Source organism: Rhodococcoides sp. S146-33, from assembly GCF_059489205.1.
In genome coordinates this window covers 12,224-28,036 of the sequence record NZ_JCAJWY010000009.1, presented here as the reverse complement: position 1 = coordinate 28,036, position 15,813 = coordinate 12,224, and the positions used below count along the sequence as shown (strand labels likewise).

The following is a 15,813-nucleotide window of genomic DNA, read 5'->3' as shown; positions in this document are numbered from 1 at the left end:
CGGGGGAATACATGAAAATTCGATCCACGTTGGTCTGGTTCGCAACTGCTGCAATGCTTGCCGGCTCGGGAGTGCTCGGCCCCGTTGCCGGCGCGGCACCGTCGACATCTATCGAGCCGATTTCGAGGATCATCGACGGTGCCTATGCCGGCTACGCACTGTCCTACTGGACCACCGACGAACACGGGCGTCCGGCGCGAGCCCGCGGACAGGTGTACATCCCCTCCGGCACGCCGCCAGCAGGCGGGTGGCCGATTGTATCCTGGGCCAAAGGCACCGTCGGCGTGGGTGATTCATGCGCCATGAGCACGGCGCTGGAGAACAGGACTGCCGAGGATCCGATGGCCGTCGAACTGTCGAAGCCCCTGATCAGCAACCTACTCCGTAGCGGTACGGCCGTAGTCTCGACGGACTACATCGGACTCGGAACGTCGGACATCCACCACTATCTGAACAGTGTCTCGGCGGCGAATGCCGTCACCGACGCCGTCGACGCAGCAGCCGACATGCTGCCCGCATTGTCGCGAACCTGGGTCGCCGCCGGGCACTCTCAAGGCGGCGCGGCCGCACTCACCACCGGAGCTCGCACCGGTATGTACGGAGCCCCGTCAGACTTTCGCGGGGTGGTGTCGTTCGCACCCTCGTCGAACCTCGAGGTCCTGCTGCCACTACTTTCTCCCACCACACCCCGGATCGCACAACTCGACAACGTCACTGCCACCCTGATCTACATCCTCCACGGGCTCGAGGACTCTCGGCCCGATATCGACGTAGACGGCTACCTCAGTGACATCGGACGCGCCTACGTAACGCAAGCAGAGGACAGCTGTATCGGCGCGCTGAGAGAGCAAGTGATCGGTGTTTCTCCGCAGCAGCTTCTTGCCCGGCCGCTGTCCGATTCTGCGATGGCCTCGGCTCTACGCGAGTATCTGTCGGTGCCGACCACCGGATACACCCGGCCGGTGGTGATCGAACAAGGACTGGCAGACATGGTCGTGCCGCCGGCAGCAACGACCGGCTTGGCTGCTGCACTGCTGGCAAGCGGCGTGCGCGAGGTGACCTATCGGCCCGTACCCGATGCAACCCACTACGACGTTGTTGCCGCTACCGTCGACGACGCCCAGGCTCGAATACTCCACATGCTGCACTGACCCCGGCGCACCCCGCAGAGTCGAATCGGTCCGGCATCTGCTGCCCGTGCAGCGCGAAACCCCAGCTCCGACAATGGGAGCGGGGGTTTCGCAGTTCAGGGCTCAGTCGTTCTCAGGGAAGCCGAGGTTGATGCCGCCGTGGCTGGGGTCGAGCCAGCGGCTGGTGACTGCTTTGCCGCGGGTGAAGAAGTGCACGCCTTCCATTCCGTGGGCGTGGGTGTCACCGAACAGGCTGTTCTTCCAGCCACCGAAGCTGTAGTACGCCATGGGCACCGGGATCGGGACGTTGATGCCGATCATGCCGACCTCGACCTCGTTCTGGAAGCGTCGGGCCGCGCCGCCGTCATTGGTGAAGATGGCGGTGCCGTTGCCGTAGGGGTTCGAGTTGATGAGCTCGAGTGCCTCGTCGTAGGTATCGACCCGAACCACCGACAGGACCGGTCCGAAGATCTCGTCGGTGTAGATGCTCATATCGGTGGTGACATTGTCGATCAACGTCGGGCCGAGCCAGAATCCGTCCTTGCCACCGTCGGCCTGGACTGTGCGTCCGTCGACGACGATGGTGGCACCGGCGGCCTCTCCTGCATCGACGTAGGAGGCGACCTTGTCGCGATGCGCCTTGGTCACCAGAGGTCCCATGTCCGCGCCCGTGGTTCCGTCGCCCGTGACGAGTGGGGTGGTGCGCTCGACGATCTTCGCGACCAGGTCGTCGGCGATATTCCCGACGGCAACCAGCGCGGAGATGGCCATGCAACGCTCACCGGCAGAACCGAACCCGGCGTTGACCATCGCGTCGGCCGCGAGGTCGAGATCGGCATCCGGCAGCACGATCGCATGGTTCTTCGCGCCGCCGAGAGCCTGGACGCGCTTACCGTTCGCGGTGCCGGTGGAGTAGACGTACTGCGCGATCGGCGTCGACCCGACGAAGCTGATCGACTTGATCGACTTGTTCTCGAGCAGTTCGTCGACGGAAACCTTGTCACCCTGCAGGACGTTGAAGACACCGGGAGGTAGGCCTGCTTCTTCCCAGAGCGCGGCGATCCACAGCGATGCGGTCGGATCCTTCTCGCTGGGCTTGAGAACGACCGTGTTGCCGGCCGCGATGGCGATGGGGAAGAACCACATCGGCACCATCGCTGGGAAGTTGAACGGGCTGATGATGCCGACGGGGCCGAGGGGCTGACGGATCGAGTAGATATCGACCTTGGTCGACGCGTTCTCGGTGAAGCCACCCTTGAGCAGATGGGGAATGCCACAGGCGAATTCGACGACCTCCTGGCCGCGGCTGATTTCGCCGAGTGCGTCGGAGAGAACCTTGCCGTGCTCGGCGGTGATGATCTCTGCGAGCTCACCCTTCTTGGCGTTGAGCAATTCCCGGAATTTGAAGATGATTGCGGTTCGCTTGGCCAGCGAGGTGTCTCGCCAGCCCGGGAATGCTGCTGCGGCAGAGGCGATGACCGAGCGTGCATCCTCGACGGTGGCCAGCGCTACCTGGCCGGTCACCTGCCCGGTTGCGGGGTTGGTGACCGGAGCGGTCTTGTCGGACGTGCCGGCGAACGGCTTTCCGTCCACCCAATGTGCAATAACGTTGTCGGTCATGATTTTTCCCTACGTGAGTGGAGATCAGGAGTGCTCGGAGACGTATTTCCGAATCGTGTCGAGCTGATATCGCGAGACCTCGTGCGCGTTCTCGTTCTCCGCAAACACACTCGAGACCATGACGGTGTCGCGGTCGTAGAAGCCGAGCTTGCCGAGGCCGCCGAAGAACTGGTTCCAATCGACATCGCCGTCACCGATCTTGAGGTGCTGGTGCACGCGTACGGCGTTGCCCGGAGGATTGGTGATGTACCGAAGCCCGTGCGAGCGATGATGATCCATCGTGTCGGCCACGTGCACCAGTCGCACCATGTCCCCCGCCGCCGTCATGATCGCGTCGAGATCGCCGCCCATATGGAACTGATGACATGCCACGATCACCATGCCGATGTTCTTCGAGTTGATTCCGCGAATGGTACGAACCGCCGCCAAACCGTCCTCTACGAAGTCGTCGGGATGCGGATCGATCAACACATCGAGGCCTTCGCGTTCGATGATGGGAACCAGTTCCTCCATCGACCGGTAGAAAGACCGCTCGGATTCCTCGGGCTTTTCGGGGCGACCACTGAACTCGGTGTTCATGGTCGACACACCAAGATCCACGGTGATCTGGATTGCGCGCTTCCAGTATCGAACTGCAGCCTCACGTGCGTCCTCGTCGGGCCCGGACCACCGGAGCACCGGAAGTACGGATGCGATGCCGACACCGGCGTCGGAACACGCCTTCTTGAACTTGGCGACGAGGTCGTCGTCGGCTTTCGGATGGTTGAAGAAGGGAATCATGTCCACGTGCGGAGTCAACTGCAGCCACTCGTACCCGAGATCGGCTACCACACCGGGTAATTCGAGCAGCGAGTAGTCGTGGTGAAACGGAGTCGGATCGAGAGCGATCTTCATTCGCTTCACGCGCCCGGGATCGAGGAACGCGGAACCATATCCACGGCCACGGGAGCACCCGACTCGAGCGACTTCACTCCGGCCTCGCACACAGCTGCTGCAGCGTACCCGTCCCAAGCGCCAGGACCGTCGACATAGTTGCCGGTCTCGGCACCCGAGCGCACGGCGTCGACCCACCGCTGAATTTCCGTGTCGTATGCCTGCCCGAAGCGCTCCTTGAACGACGGTGTGATCGTGCCGCCCCAGGTTCCGGGCGCGGACTTACGAACCAGGCCCACATCGAGACCGATCATGGCACTACCGCGTTCGGCCACGACCTCTGTCCTGACCTCGTACGCGACGCCCGTGGTCACGAACACCTCCGCGTCGACGTGCCGACCGGTCTCGGTCGTGAAGATGGCGATCTGCGGATCCGTCAGTCCCGCGGGCGCATTCGTGTTGGCCGACGGTGTGATGATCTGCACCGTCGTGATTTCCTCGTCGAGCAGGAAGCGGGTGACGTCCACTTCGTGCACCAGCGAATCCTTGACGATCATCGCGCTGTCGAAGTGCGGCGGCACAGCCGGGTTGCGGTGTGCGCAGTGCACGACGAGCGGCCGGCCGATATCGCCGGAGTCGATCAGAGCCTTGAGATCTGCGTACTCGTTGTCGAAGCGGCGCATGAATCCGACCTGGATCAGCTTCTTGCCCAGCTCGGCCTCGGCCTTCACTACTGCGAGGGATGTTTCGACATCGGTGGTCAGCGGCTTCTCGCACATGACGGGCTTGCCGTGCTCGAGACACGCGAGGAGCTGCTTCTCGTGCGTCGGACCGGGGGTCGCGAGCAGCACGGCATCGACCTCGGGATCGGCGATGGCGTCGATCGGGTCGTTGACGACCCGAGCGCCAGGGATGGACGCGGCGAGCTCTTCGGCCTTTTCGGTGAAGTAGTCGTTGACGACGGCAACGCGTGCACCGGCGATCTTCGAGGAGATGCGAGCGACGTGGTCGGCACCCATCATGCCGACCCCGAGGACGGCGATGCGCAGTTCGTTGGTCATGAAAAAAGTCTCCTTGCGGGTATCAGCTGAATTGGATGGACGGGATCCCGCAGGAGCCCAGGTACTTACGAGTGCGCTGGGCGATCGGCAGCGGGTAGTCCGGCTCGCACGGGTACATGTCCTGCTCGACGATCGCGAAGATGTCTGCGGTGAGCTTGCCTTCGTCGGCCAACCGCTCGATGGTCGACAGCAACGGCGGCATGTCCGGGATGCCGAGCGGCGGCTCGGTCATCGCGCCCAGCTTGCATGCCTCGCCGAACGGCAGATCCTCCGCCTCGACTCGGGCGCGGACGGCTTCGTCGACCTGCTTGAGATGCAGGTATCCGATGCGCTCCGGTGCGCGCTCGATGATCGCGATGTTGTCTCCGCCGCAGTAACTGATGTGACCGGTATCGAGGCACAGGTTGACGAACTCACTCGACGTGCCGTCGAGGAACCGATAGACGTTCTCCTCGGTGTCGACGTGAGAGTCCGCGTGCGGGTGGTACTGAGCCTTGACGCCGTACTGCTCGAACATGCGCTTGCCGAGCTCGTTCATACCCTCGGTCTTCTTGCGCCACTGATCGGTGGTGAGTGTGCGGTCCTCGAGTACCGCACCGGTGCTCGGGTCACGCCACATCTCGGGAATGACCACGACGTGCTTTCCGCCCACTGCCGCAGTCAGTTTCGCGACGTCCTCGATCTGAGTCCACACCGCATCCCAGGAATCGTCCTGGTGCAGATGCTCGAAAACGGTTCCGGCAGAAAGCTTCAGGTTGTGTGCAGCGAGCTCGTCGGACAGCTTCTGCGGATCGGTCGGGAGATATCCGAACGGCCCGAGCTCGATCCACTCGTAACCCGATGCGGACACCTCGTCGAGGAACCGGCCGTACGGGGTCTGCTGCGGGTCCTCCGGAAACCAGACGCCCCACGAATCAGGTGCCGATCCCACGCGAATAACGCTCATGAAAATAGTTCCTCTCGAAATATGCCGAATGTTCTGGGGTGACTACTGGCCGGACGGACGCAGGAACGGCCGCTGAATCTTCTTCCACTTCTGATACGTCTCGTATGCGGTCGTCGTCGACTCGAGGGTCGAGGTGGCACTGACCGGCACATCCCACCAGGATTCGGAATCCGGTGCAGCGATGAGTGGGTCGGTTTCGACGTGGATGACCGTGCTCGTCTCGCTGGCCTTCGCCGCCTTCACGGCGTCCGTGAACTCGTTGCCGTTGTTCACCCGGACGACATCCACGCCGAGGCTTGCCGCGTTGGCGGCGAGATCGACGGGCAGAATGCCACCGTCCAGACGACCGTCCTCGCCGCGGTATCGGTAATCGGTGCCGAATCTTTGCGATCCGAGCGACTCCGACAGCGAACCGATGGAAGCGAACCCGTGGTTCTGTACCAAGATCATGATGACCTTGACGCCCTCCTGCACGGCGGTGACCAGTTCGGTCGCCATCATCAGGTACGACCCATCGCCCACCAGGATGAACACGTCACGGTCGGGCTCGGCCATCTTCGCACCGATACCGCCTGCTACTTCGTAGCCCATGCACGAGAAGCCGTACTCGACGTGATATCCCTTCGAATCTCTTGTGCGCCACAGCTTGTGCAGATCACCAGGCATGGACCCGGCAGCACACACGACGACGTCGCGGGGATCGGACAAGGTGTTCGCAAGACCGATGACCTGGTTCTGATTCAGCGGTGCGGACGAATCCTCGATGTTGTACACCGACGTCACCGTGTCGTCCCATTGCTGTGCGAGTTCGGCAACTCTACTGCGATAGTCGTCCGACACCGAGAAGTCGCCGAGTGCCTCGGCCAGTGCGTCCAAAGCCTCTCGGGCGTCGGCGAGAACGGAGACACCGCCCTGCTTGACCGAGTCGATGGAGGCAACGTTGATGTTGACGAACTTCACGTCCGGGTTGGTGAACGCGGTGCGCGAGGCAGTGGTGAAATCACTGTAACGCGTACCGATTCCGATCACGACGTCGGCGTCGGTGGCGAGCGCATTGGCGGCCGTCGTTCCGGTGGAGCCGACGGCGCCGACGGACTGTGGGTGGTCGTACGGCAACGATCCCTTGCCCGCCTGGCTCTGCCCGACGGGGATGCCCGTCGCCGCGCAGAACGAGGCAAGTGCATCGGTCGCACGAGAATAGATCACGCCGCCGCCTGCGACGATCAGTGGCTTCCGCGCACTGCGAATGACAGCGGCCGCCCGCTCCACGACGGACTTCTCCGGGACGGGCCGAGCCACGTGCCAGGTACGCGGTGCGAAGAAGGACTCCGGCCAGTCGAATGCTTCTGCTTGCACGTCCTGAGGGATGGCGACGGTCGCCGCACCTGTCTCGACCGGATCGGTGAGCACACGCATGGCACCGAGCAGAGCACTCGGCAGCTGCTCGGGACGCCACACCCGGTCGAAGTAGCGCGACAGCGGCTTGAATGCATCGTTGACCGTGACGTCGCCGCTCGACGGAAGCTCGAGCTCTTGTAACACCGGTGCGCTGGCTCGCGTGGCGAAAGTGTCGGCGGGAAGCAGTAATACGGGAAGACGGTTGATCGTGGCCAGAGCTGCACCGGTCAGCATGTTGGTCGAGCCCGGCCCGACGCTGGCTGTCACTGCCCAGGACTGCAGACGATCTTTCTGGCGCGCATAGGCCACGGCGCTGTGCACCATAGCTTGTTCGTTACGTCCGAGGACATACGGCAATTCCGGTTCGGTGCCGGATTCGACGGCGTCGATCTCGGCCTGCAGTAGTGCTTGCCCGAGGCCCGCGACATTCCCGTGACCGAAGATGCCGAAGGCTCCCGCGAAGAACTTGGCGCGGACGCCGTCACGCTCGACGAACTGGTTGGCCAGAAACTTCACGACGGCCTGCGAGACCGTCAGATGCACTGTCGGTTCGGCATTGTCGTTCTTGCTCGCCGAGATCGGCGCTGTGGACACCACGGTCATGCTCCTGTCGATGCGGTGTGAAGGGGAAGGCGGGGGTCGACCGGTTGATCGGTCCAGCTGCCGCGAATCCAGGTGTGTTCGGGGTCGTCGACGATGTTCCAGGCGCGTTCGGCACCGGGTCCGGCCATGACGTTCAGGTAGTACATGTGGTAGCCGGGGGCCGCGACCGACGGTCCGTGGTATCCGTGCGGCACCAGAACCACGTCTCCGGTTCTGACTTCCTCGAGTACCTCGATCGGTCGCTGCGGGGTGCCGTACACCCGGTGGTAGCCGAAACCTGCGTTGCCCTGGGGCCCGTCGGCGATCTCGAAGTAGTAGATCTCCTCGAGTGCCGATTCGGTCGAGGTGTTCTCGTCGTGCTTGTGGCCGGGATACGAGGACCAGTTACCACCGGGAGTGATGACCTCGCAGGCGATGATCGAGTCTGCGTCGAACGTGTCTGCGGTTCCGAAGTTGTGAACCTGCCTGCTGCAGTTCCCGGCACCACGCAACTCCACTGGGATCTTCGATGCGGGTACGTACCGGAAAGGCAACTTGAATCTTGCACGCGCACCGCAGAGGGCGAAGCGACCACCGGCGGCGCTGACTATCGTGTACGCGGAATCTCTACCGACGTAGACGAAGTCGGAAGGACCGTCGAACACGGACGCTCGACCGAGGAGCTCGAATGTCGTGCTGTCGCTGGTGACCGTGGCCGAACCAGACAGTGGCAGGACCATGATTTCGTCGCGTCCGGATTCCAGTTCGAGGGCTTGTCCCGCGGCGAGCGTGACTGTCCACAAGCTGGATTCGGTCCAGCCAGCGGAGTCCGGCGTGACCACGACGTCGAATCCGTCCGCGCTACCTGTACCGGCTGCGATGTAGTACTCGGAGTTCATGTTTCACCTCACCATGTCGACGGCGGTACCGACTGCAGCTTCGACGTTTCCGTCCGGCGGGTAGAGCAACGTGCGACCGACGATCAGGCCCCGAACCGCGGGAATCTCCAGTGCGCGTGCCCAACTCGCGTACGTCTCCTCTGGAGCGGTCTGCGGGTCGCCGCCGAGGAGCAGCGTCGGAAATGTGGTGGCGTCCATGACACGTTCCATCTCGGGCACCACGGGAAGCTTCATCCAGGTGTGGGCGGAGCTGGATCCCAGACCCTGCGTGATGTGGATCGATTTGATGACCGCGTCGGTGCTCAAATCGTTCTTCACGCGACCTTCGACCCGGCGCGAAAGAAACGGCTCGACCATGGCAATGAGGTTGGCCGCGGCCAGTTCGTCGATTGCCTGCGCGCATGCGGTCATCGTCGCCAGAGTGCCCGGATCGTCGAGTGCAATTCGGGTGAGCATCTTAGCACCGTTCATCCGAGCTTTGGCAGTGGAAGCGGCTGTGGCACCGGTCATTCGGTCGTCCAGCTCGAACGACGCGCCGGCCAAGCCACCACGATTCATCGATGAGAAGACCACTTTGTCCTCGAGCGCACCGAGCAGCACGAGGTCGTCCAGGATGTCGGCGGATCCGAGCACACCGTCGACGCCGGGGTTGGCGAGCGCGGTGCGGAGTCGGTCCAGCAACTCGGTGCGGCTGTTCATGGCGGTCATGTTCGAGCCGACCGAGAGCGCGCCCCGGGCCGGATGGTCGGCAGCAACGATCATCAGGCGGCCGTTGCCGCGGATCGTCGGGCGGGTGACCCGAGTTGCCCACGCACGTTCGATGGCCTGCGGATCGGTAGCGCGAATTGCGGTGACCTCGGCGTAACTGGCGGCCGCGGGTGCGGGGCTCAAGGTGGTCTCAGACATTGACAGCCTCCGTTGCGGTTTGTTCGGCGAGCAGAGCGACTTCGGTGGCGGTGGGCATTGCCGTCGAACATTCGAGGCGCGATGCCACGATGGCTCCTGCGGCATTGCCGTATCGCAAGATTTTTTCCAGCGGCCAACCGGCGAGCAAGCCGTGACAGAGCGAACCGCCGAAGCTGTCTCCCGCCCCGAGTCCGTTGACCACGTCGACGAAGTTCGGTGCCACCGTGACGGTCTGCGTCTTGGTCTTGCCGAGAACACCTTTGGGGCCCATCTTGACGATGGCAAGGGAGACTCCGAGATCGAGGAGTGCATCGGCCGCCTTGTGCGGGTCGGTCTCACCGACTGCGATCTGGCACTCCTCCTTGTTCCCGACGGCAACCGTGACCTGCTCGAGCGCCCGGCGTACCTGCTCCGTCGCGGCGGCGGGCGAATCCCAGAACATCGGCCGGTAGTCCAGATCCAGTACGGTCAACGGTGCTCGATCTCGGGCGTCCCATGCAGCGAAATGGGCGCTGCGGCTCGGCTCTTCGGACAATCCGGTGACTGTCGACCAGTACAGACGAGCGTTGCGGACAGCGTCGACGTCGATGTTCTCCGGACGAATCTGGAGATCGGGCGCCGACGGCTTCCGATAGAAATAGAGCGGGAAGTCGTCGGGCGGAAAGATCTCGCAGAACGTGACCGGAGTTGCGAATTGGTCGTCGGTGACGACGAATCGGTTGTCGACGCCCAACCGAGCCAGCTCCGCGGCAACGTATCGGCCGAAGGGGTCGTTACCGACGCCGGAGATCAGCGCCGAGCGGCACCCCAGTCGCGCGGCGGCGACGGTGACGTTCGCGGCGCTACCCCCCAGGAACTTTCCGAAGGTGTCGACCTCCTCGAGACCGACGCCGGTCTGCAGAGGATAGATATCGACACCGCTTCGCCCGATTGCGAGGACGTCGAAGGCCGCGGTGTTCGCGTCGGCTGAGGTGGTCACGATCGACTCCATTGGTGTGAGGTGTTGGTTTCGAGTGCGGGCTTCCCACGTTTCTGCGGTGCGTCCACTGTGCGTGAGCTCACACACGAATGTCAATAGTTTGTCCTGACATTCTTACTTCCGGTCAAGTGATGTTATCCATGACCTAGACTTCGTACAAGCCGGTGCCCCACAGCGCCCACAGAAAGACGGGAGAGACCAGTGACCACGTCGAACACAGCGGCGGCTGCAACCGAGGCGGCTCAACTTCCTGTCGAACTCAATCGGTCGAGTCCGGTGCCCCTGTACTTTCAGCTGGCCCAGGCAATCGAATCCGCCATCCTGCAGGGTGTCCTCGCGCCGGGAGAGCGCTTCGAGAACGAGTTGGCACTTGCCAAGCGACTGAGCCTGTCTCGCCCCACCACCCGGCGTGCGATTCAAGAACTCGTCGACAAGGGGCTACTGGTACGGAAGCGGGGCGTCGGAACACAGGTGGTTCAGAGCCCGGTCCACCGACCGGTCGAGCTCACCAGCCTGTTCGACGACCTCGCACGCGCCGGCCAGAACCCGACCACCCGCCTCCTCGACTACCAGGTCGGTCCGCCGACCCACGACGTCGCACAGGAACTGAACATCTCCGAGACGACGGACGTCGTCACCATTCGCAGGCTCCGAAGCACCAACGGTGAGCCGCTCGCGGTCATGGTCAATTATCTGCCGGGCGACATAGCCCCGGATCCGGACGAGCTGGAGACCCAGGGCCTGTACTCCTCGCTACGTACGCGAGGGGTGCACATCAGACTCGCCCGCCAGCGCATAGGTGCCCGCGCGGCCGACCGCGACGAGGCAGCCTTGCTCGACGAAAAGTACAAGGCACCCCTACTGACCATGCACCGCACCGCTTTCGACGACTCGGGGAGCGTCGTCGAGTTCGGCGCGCACGTGTACCGGGCGTCCCGGTATTACTTCGACACCACCCTGGTCGACCGCTGAAGGTCCGAGCCATACCAGGACATCGGTAATCGCCGTCAGAAAGGGCTCTCCACCACGACTGTTGCGCCGTCGCTGTGCATCGAGGTGATCAACGCCTGCGCCACCACGCTCGCCTGCAGCCCGTCACGCGCCGAGGCCAGTGTGGACGTGCGCCCTTCGGTGATCGAGCCGATCCACTCGCCCAGTTGGAGTCGATAAGCGTCGGCAAAGCGGGGCACCCAGTCCTTCGAGTACGAATGACCGTGCTGCAGAGCCTGATCGGTCAGCGTCCGAACCGGCTCCGCCAGACGGCTCGCGCCATCTTCGCCGACCACCTCACAGCGGATGTCGTAACCGTAGCCGGCGTTGAGGAACAACTCCACGGTCGTCAGGACGCCACTCTCGGTTCTGAGCAGCATGAACTGCGGATCGCGGCGATGCGCTATCCGCTTGCTCGCACGAGTGGCATGCCAGCTGACCTCGACCACCGGGGAATCGAGCAACCACGGCACCGTATCGAGTTCGTGTATCGCGGAATTGGTGATACTTGCCTCCGAATCGCCGCCCGGACCGGAGGTGACCGTGCGACTCGAGCAGTGCACGATCAACGGATCGCCCACTGCGCCCGAAGACACCGTGTGCTTCAACTCGACGTATCCCGGGTCGAATCGGCGCATGAAACCCACAGTGAGCAAGGGAATTCCGCCCGAGATCGCAGCCTCGTGGGCTCGAACGACTGTTGCGCATTCCTCGACGGTGACCGCGAGCGGCTTCTCACAGAGGACAGGCTTGCGGGCCTCGATACAGGCGAGCACCAACTCGGCGTGGGTGGAGTCATGGGAGGCGACGACAACGGCGTCGACGTCCGTTCGCGAAATCAACGCGTACGGGTCGGTGATGCCGTCCGCGCCGACCTCGGCCGCGAGACCGGCCGCGCGGGTGGCGTCGACGTCCGCCACGGCCGTCACGGTCGCGCCCGACACCACGGAATGCAGGTTCCTTATATGGTCGGCCCCCATCACTCCGGCTCCGATTACTCCTACGCGCACGCTCATGGACCCTCGCTTTCGATCTCGATGAAAACATCCGAATGTCCGGACATATGTACAACACGAGATACTAGGGTGCGTGGCATGACTTCGACCACGGAACTACTACTTCCACCCTCACGCGTCGCACCGCCTATCGATGCGCCTGCGCTTCGATGGGGCATCCTCGGACCGGGATGGATCGCAGCGCGGTTCGCAGAGGCACTGCGCCACCACACTTCCCAGCAGATCACCGCCGTCGCCTCGAGAAACGCGCAGCGAGGCGCGGCCTTCGCTGCGGACTGGGGAATCCCGACCGTCCACGGCAATTACGAGGATCTCGTTGCACGTTCCGATGTCGACGTCGTGTACATCGCCACCCCGCACACCCTCCACTTCGAGCACGCAAGCTTGGCACTCGACGCAGGTAAGCACGTCGTGGTGGAAAAACCCCTCGCTCTCGACGCCCACCAGGCTCGCGCTGTCGCCGAACTCGCCCGATCCAAGGGACTGTTCGCGATGGAGGCCATGTGGTCTGCGTTTCTGCCGAAATTCGACGTGATCTCCCAGATCTTGACGCAGGGAATGCTCGGTGAGATCGGTACCGTCCTGGCCGATCACGGCGAGCACTTCGACACCGATCATCGAATCTACGACCCCGCACTGGCCGGCGGTCCCCTACTCGATCTGGGTACCTATGTCGTCTATTTCGCTCAAAAGGCGCTGGGCCGACCGGCTGGTGTCACGGCGGTGGGACAGCAGGCAAACTCGGAGCTCAACGGTCAGATCTCGGCGGTCCTGACCTCGCCGACAGGTGCTCACGCCGTTCTCAACACCACCATCCTGGCCGACACACCGAACCTCGGTGCGGTGTGCGGCACGGCGGGCATGCTCCGTACAGCGGACGTCTTCTATCGACCAGGAGACTTCACGGTGACCCTGCGCGACGGACGATCGGCTCGGTTCGTCGACGACGTCAGCGGTTACCCCCAGGGACTCGCCTACGAGGCCGCGGAGGCCGCCCGTCGGATCGCAAGTGGGGAGCTCGAAAGCCCCTGCCACACAATGATCGACGCCATCTCCACTCTCGAGACCCTCGACGAGCTGCGACGCCTCCTCGGCATCGTTTTTCCCTCCTGATTCGCAGTCTTCCATTCCCTGCAGTCCTAATGTCTGGACAAACTATTGACTTTTGAGTGTGACCGGTATTACATCGTCTAAGGCAGTACGCCAGGCCCGCATCAGCGGGTCGTCTGGTCATCGAGAGGATGTTTGGAAAATGACGTCTCGTCTGGGTTCGGTAGCGGACAGGTCCCCAAAGAACCTGGGGCGCAAAACCATCGCACTGGCGATGGGGGTCGCGTTGGCGGCATCGGTCGCCGCGTGTTCGTCCTCGGGAGGTGCTCCCGAGGAGTCCGACTCCGGAAGCAATGCAGGAACGGCCGATACCCCGAAGGCAACCATCGCGATGATCACCCACGAGGTACCGGGCGATACGTTCTGGGATCTGATTCGCAAGGGTGCCGAGGCAGCGGCGGCGAAGGACAACATCGAACTGCGCTACTCCGCAGATCCCGAAGCGCCCAATCAGGCCAACCTGGTCCAGAGTGCGATCGACTCGAAGGTCGACGGCATCGCGGTGACGCTGGCCAAGCCCGACGCCATGGCCCCCTCGGTGGAGGCCGCAGAAGCCGCCGGAATTCCGGTGGTGGCGTTCAACTCCGGATTCGACTCGTGGAAGGACATGGGAGTCGGCCAGTACTTCGGACAGGACGAGACCATTGCCGGCCAGGCCGCTGGTGCCCGCCTGACCGCGGACGGTGCGAAGAAGACACTCTGCATCATCCAGGAGCAGGGCCAGGTGGCTCTCGAATCTCGCTGCGCTGGAGTCACATCCGGATTCACCGGTGGCAGCACCGAGATCCTCAACGTCAACAGCAAGGACATGCCGTCGGTGGAGGCCACCATCACCGCGAAGTTGCAGCAGGATCCGTCGATCGATCACATAGTCGCGCTCGGAGCCCCGATCGCGCTGACGGCCGTGCAGTCCAAGGCCAACGCCGGTAGCAACGCCACCGTCGTCACGTTCGACACCAACGCCGCACTGGTCGACGCGATCAAGTCCGGCGATGTCGAGTGGGCCATCGATCAGCAGCCGTACCTGCAGGGCTACCTGGCCATCGACTCGCTGTGGCTCTACCTCAACAACGGCAACACCATCGGCGGAGGCACCCCGGTATTGACCGGACCCGCGTTCATCGACTCGACCAATATCGACGCCATCGCCGAGTACGCCCAGAACGGTACTCGCTGAACCCGACGCTCACCGGCCCGCGGATCCCGCTGCCGGTGAGCGTCGTACCAGCAGGGAAGGAATACCATGTCCACGCAGGCCGACCTGGATCTGTCCAAACACACTGTCGTCGTCGATGAGCGGGTGAAGAAGCAGAAGCCGTTGCAGCGCTTGTTGATTCGCCCGGAGATCGGAGCGCTCTTCGGAGCGATCATCATCTTCGTGTTCTTCTGCATCGTCGCACCACCGTTCCGCTCCCCCGAGGCGCTCGCCACCGTTCTCTATGCGTCGTCGACGATCGGGATCATGGCCATCGGGGTCTCGTTGCTGATGATCGGCGGCGAGTTCGATCTGTCGACCGGTGTCGCGGTCACCTTTTCGTCCATCATGGCGTCGATGATTGCCTACAATCTGCACCTGAACGTATGGATCGGATCGGCGTTGGCGTTGGTGCTGGCGCTCGCGGTCGGGTTCCTCAACGGATACCTGGTCATGAAGACCAAAATCCCGTCGTTCCTCATCACACTCGCAAGCTTCCTGATGCTCACCGGAATCAACCTCGCCGTCACCAAGTTGGTGACTGGACAGGTGGCAACACAGTCGATCTCGGACATGGACGGATTCGATTCTGCCAAAGCGGTGTTCTCGTCGTCGTTCTCGCTGTTCGGAGTCTCCATCCGCATCACCGTCGTGTGGTGGATCCTTTTCACGCTCGCAGCCACCTGGGTGTTGATGAAGACGCGGATCGGAAACTGGATCTTCGCCGTCGGTGGCAATCAGGACTCGGCCCGTGCGATCGGTGTGCCGGTGACGAAGGTCAAGATCGGCTTGTTCATGTTCGTCGGCTTCTGCGCCTGGTTCGTCGGCATGCACCTGCTGTTCGCGTTCAACACCGTTCAGTCCGGCCAAGGCGTCGGCAACGAGTTCCTGTACATCATCGCCGCCGTTATCGGTGGGTGCCTGCTCACCGGCGGGTTCGGCACTGCCATCGGCGCATTCATCGGCGCGTTCATCTTCGGCATGGCCAACCAGGGCATCGTCTACGCCGGCTGGAACCCCGACTGGTTCAAGTTCTTCCTCGGCGCGATGCTGCTGTTCGCCGTCATCGCCAACAACTCGTTCCGCACCTACGCTGCCAAGAGGTAAT

The 15,813-nt window shown here is 63.0% G+C and carries 14 protein-coding genes; 5 read left to right on the top strand and 9 right to left on the bottom strand.

Annotation, left to right across the window (positions count from 1 at the left end; all coding sequences use genetic code 11):
- Nucleotides 1-11 precede the first annotated feature (11 nt).
- The gene (locus AC5WEY_RS24065; RefSeq protein ID WP_495647833.1) at nt 12-1,151 is read left to right on the top strand and encodes an alpha/beta fold hydrolase; all 1,140 of its coding nucleotides are present in this window, start codon (nt 12-14) and stop codon (nt 1,149-1,151) included.
- A 102-nt stretch (nt 1,152-1,253) separates the two neighbouring features.
- On the opposite strand, the gene AC5WEY_RS24060 is transcribed toward AC5WEY_RS24065, so the two are convergent.
- Genes AC5WEY_RS24060 through iolC form a run of 8 tightly spaced genes read right to left on the bottom strand, consistent with a single transcriptional unit; the run spans nt 1,254 to nt 10,406 of the window.
- Nucleotides 1,254-2,750, bottom strand: coding sequence for a CoA-acylating methylmalonate-semialdehyde dehydrogenase (locus AC5WEY_RS24060; protein WP_495647832.1), 1,497 nt, complete (start codon nt 2,748-2,750; stop codon nt 1,254-1,256).
- 24 nt (nt 2,751-2,774) lie between these two features.
- Complete coding sequence (locus AC5WEY_RS24055; protein WP_495647831.1) at nt 2,775-3,644, bottom strand: sugar phosphate isomerase/epimerase family protein; 870 nt, start codon at nt 3,642-3,644, stop codon at nt 2,775-2,777.
- Between the two features lie 5 nt (nt 3,645-3,649).
- Entirely contained in the window at nt 3,650-4,684 is a 1,035-nt protein-coding gene (locus AC5WEY_RS24050) for a Gfo/Idh/MocA family protein (protein ID WP_495647830.1), read from the bottom strand.
- A gap of 22 nt (nt 4,685-4,706) precedes the next feature.
- Nucleotides 4,707-5,630, bottom strand: a complete 924-nt coding sequence (locus AC5WEY_RS24045) for a sugar phosphate isomerase/epimerase family protein (protein WP_057478882.1) — start codon at nt 5,628-5,630, stop codon at nt 4,707-4,709.
- Between the two features lie 42 nt (nt 5,631-5,672).
- Nucleotides 5,673-7,631, bottom strand: a complete 1,959-nt coding sequence (gene iolD, locus AC5WEY_RS24040; protein WP_495647829.1) for a 3D-(3,5/4)-trihydroxycyclohexane-1,2-dione acylhydrolase (decyclizing) — start codon at nt 7,629-7,631, stop codon at nt 5,673-5,675.
- Nucleotides 7,628-8,509, bottom strand: a complete 882-nt coding sequence (gene iolB, locus AC5WEY_RS24035; RefSeq protein WP_495647828.1) for a 5-deoxy-glucuronate isomerase — start codon at nt 8,507-8,509, stop codon at nt 7,628-7,630. Before iolB ends, iolD begins: the two co-directional genes overlap by 4 nt.
- 3 nt (nt 8,510-8,512) lie before the next feature.
- Nucleotides 8,513-9,415 carry a Cgl0159 family (beta/alpha)8-fold protein gene (locus AC5WEY_RS24030; protein ID WP_032377230.1) on the bottom strand — a complete coding sequence of 301 codons (903 nt, stop codon included), beginning with the start codon at nt 9,413-9,415 and terminating at the stop codon, nt 8,513-8,515.
- On the bottom strand, nt 9,408-10,406 hold the full coding sequence (iolC, locus tag AC5WEY_RS24025) for a 5-dehydro-2-deoxygluconokinase (RefSeq protein WP_057478884.1): 999 nt from the start codon (nt 10,404-10,406) through the stop codon (nt 9,408-9,410). The genes AC5WEY_RS24030 and iolC overlap by 8 nt, the downstream gene beginning before the upstream one ends.
- 189 nt (nt 10,407-10,595) lie before the next feature.
- Here iolC and AC5WEY_RS24020 point away from each other — a divergent pair, with 189 nt between their 5' ends.
- Complete coding sequence (locus tag AC5WEY_RS24020) at nt 10,596-11,366, top strand: GntR family transcriptional regulator (RefSeq protein ID WP_057478885.1); 771 nt, start codon at nt 10,596-10,598, stop codon at nt 11,364-11,366.
- A 35-nt stretch (nt 11,367-11,401) separates the two neighbouring features.
- On the opposite strand, the gene AC5WEY_RS24015 is transcribed toward AC5WEY_RS24020, so the two are convergent.
- Complete coding sequence (locus AC5WEY_RS24015; RefSeq protein ID WP_495647827.1) at nt 11,402-12,400, bottom strand: Gfo/Idh/MocA family oxidoreductase; 999 nt, start codon at nt 12,398-12,400, stop codon at nt 11,402-11,404.
- Nucleotides 12,401-12,478: 78 nt separating this feature from the next.
- Between AC5WEY_RS24015 and AC5WEY_RS24010 the strand changes: the two genes are divergently transcribed.
- The 3 genes from AC5WEY_RS24010 to AC5WEY_RS24000 all read left to right on the top strand — a co-directional run bounded on the left by AC5WEY_RS24010 (nt 12,479) and on the right by AC5WEY_RS24000 (nt 15,812).
- Nucleotides 12,479-13,513 (top strand): Gfo/Idh/MocA family protein, encoded by a 1,035-nt coding sequence (locus tag AC5WEY_RS24010; RefSeq protein WP_495647826.1) that lies wholly within the window; start codon nt 12,479-12,481, stop codon nt 13,511-13,513.
- A gap of 139 nt (nt 13,514-13,652) precedes the next feature.
- Nucleotides 13,653-14,687: a substrate-binding domain-containing protein gene (locus AC5WEY_RS24005; RefSeq protein WP_200936643.1), complete on the top strand. Its 1,035-nt coding sequence runs from the start codon at nt 13,653-13,655 to the stop codon at nt 14,685-14,687.
- 66 nt (nt 14,688-14,753) lie between these two features.
- Entirely contained in the window at nt 14,754-15,812 is a 1,059-nt protein-coding gene (locus tag AC5WEY_RS24000) for an ABC transporter permease (RefSeq protein WP_495647825.1), read from the top strand.
- Nucleotide 15,813 lies beyond the last annotated feature (1 nt).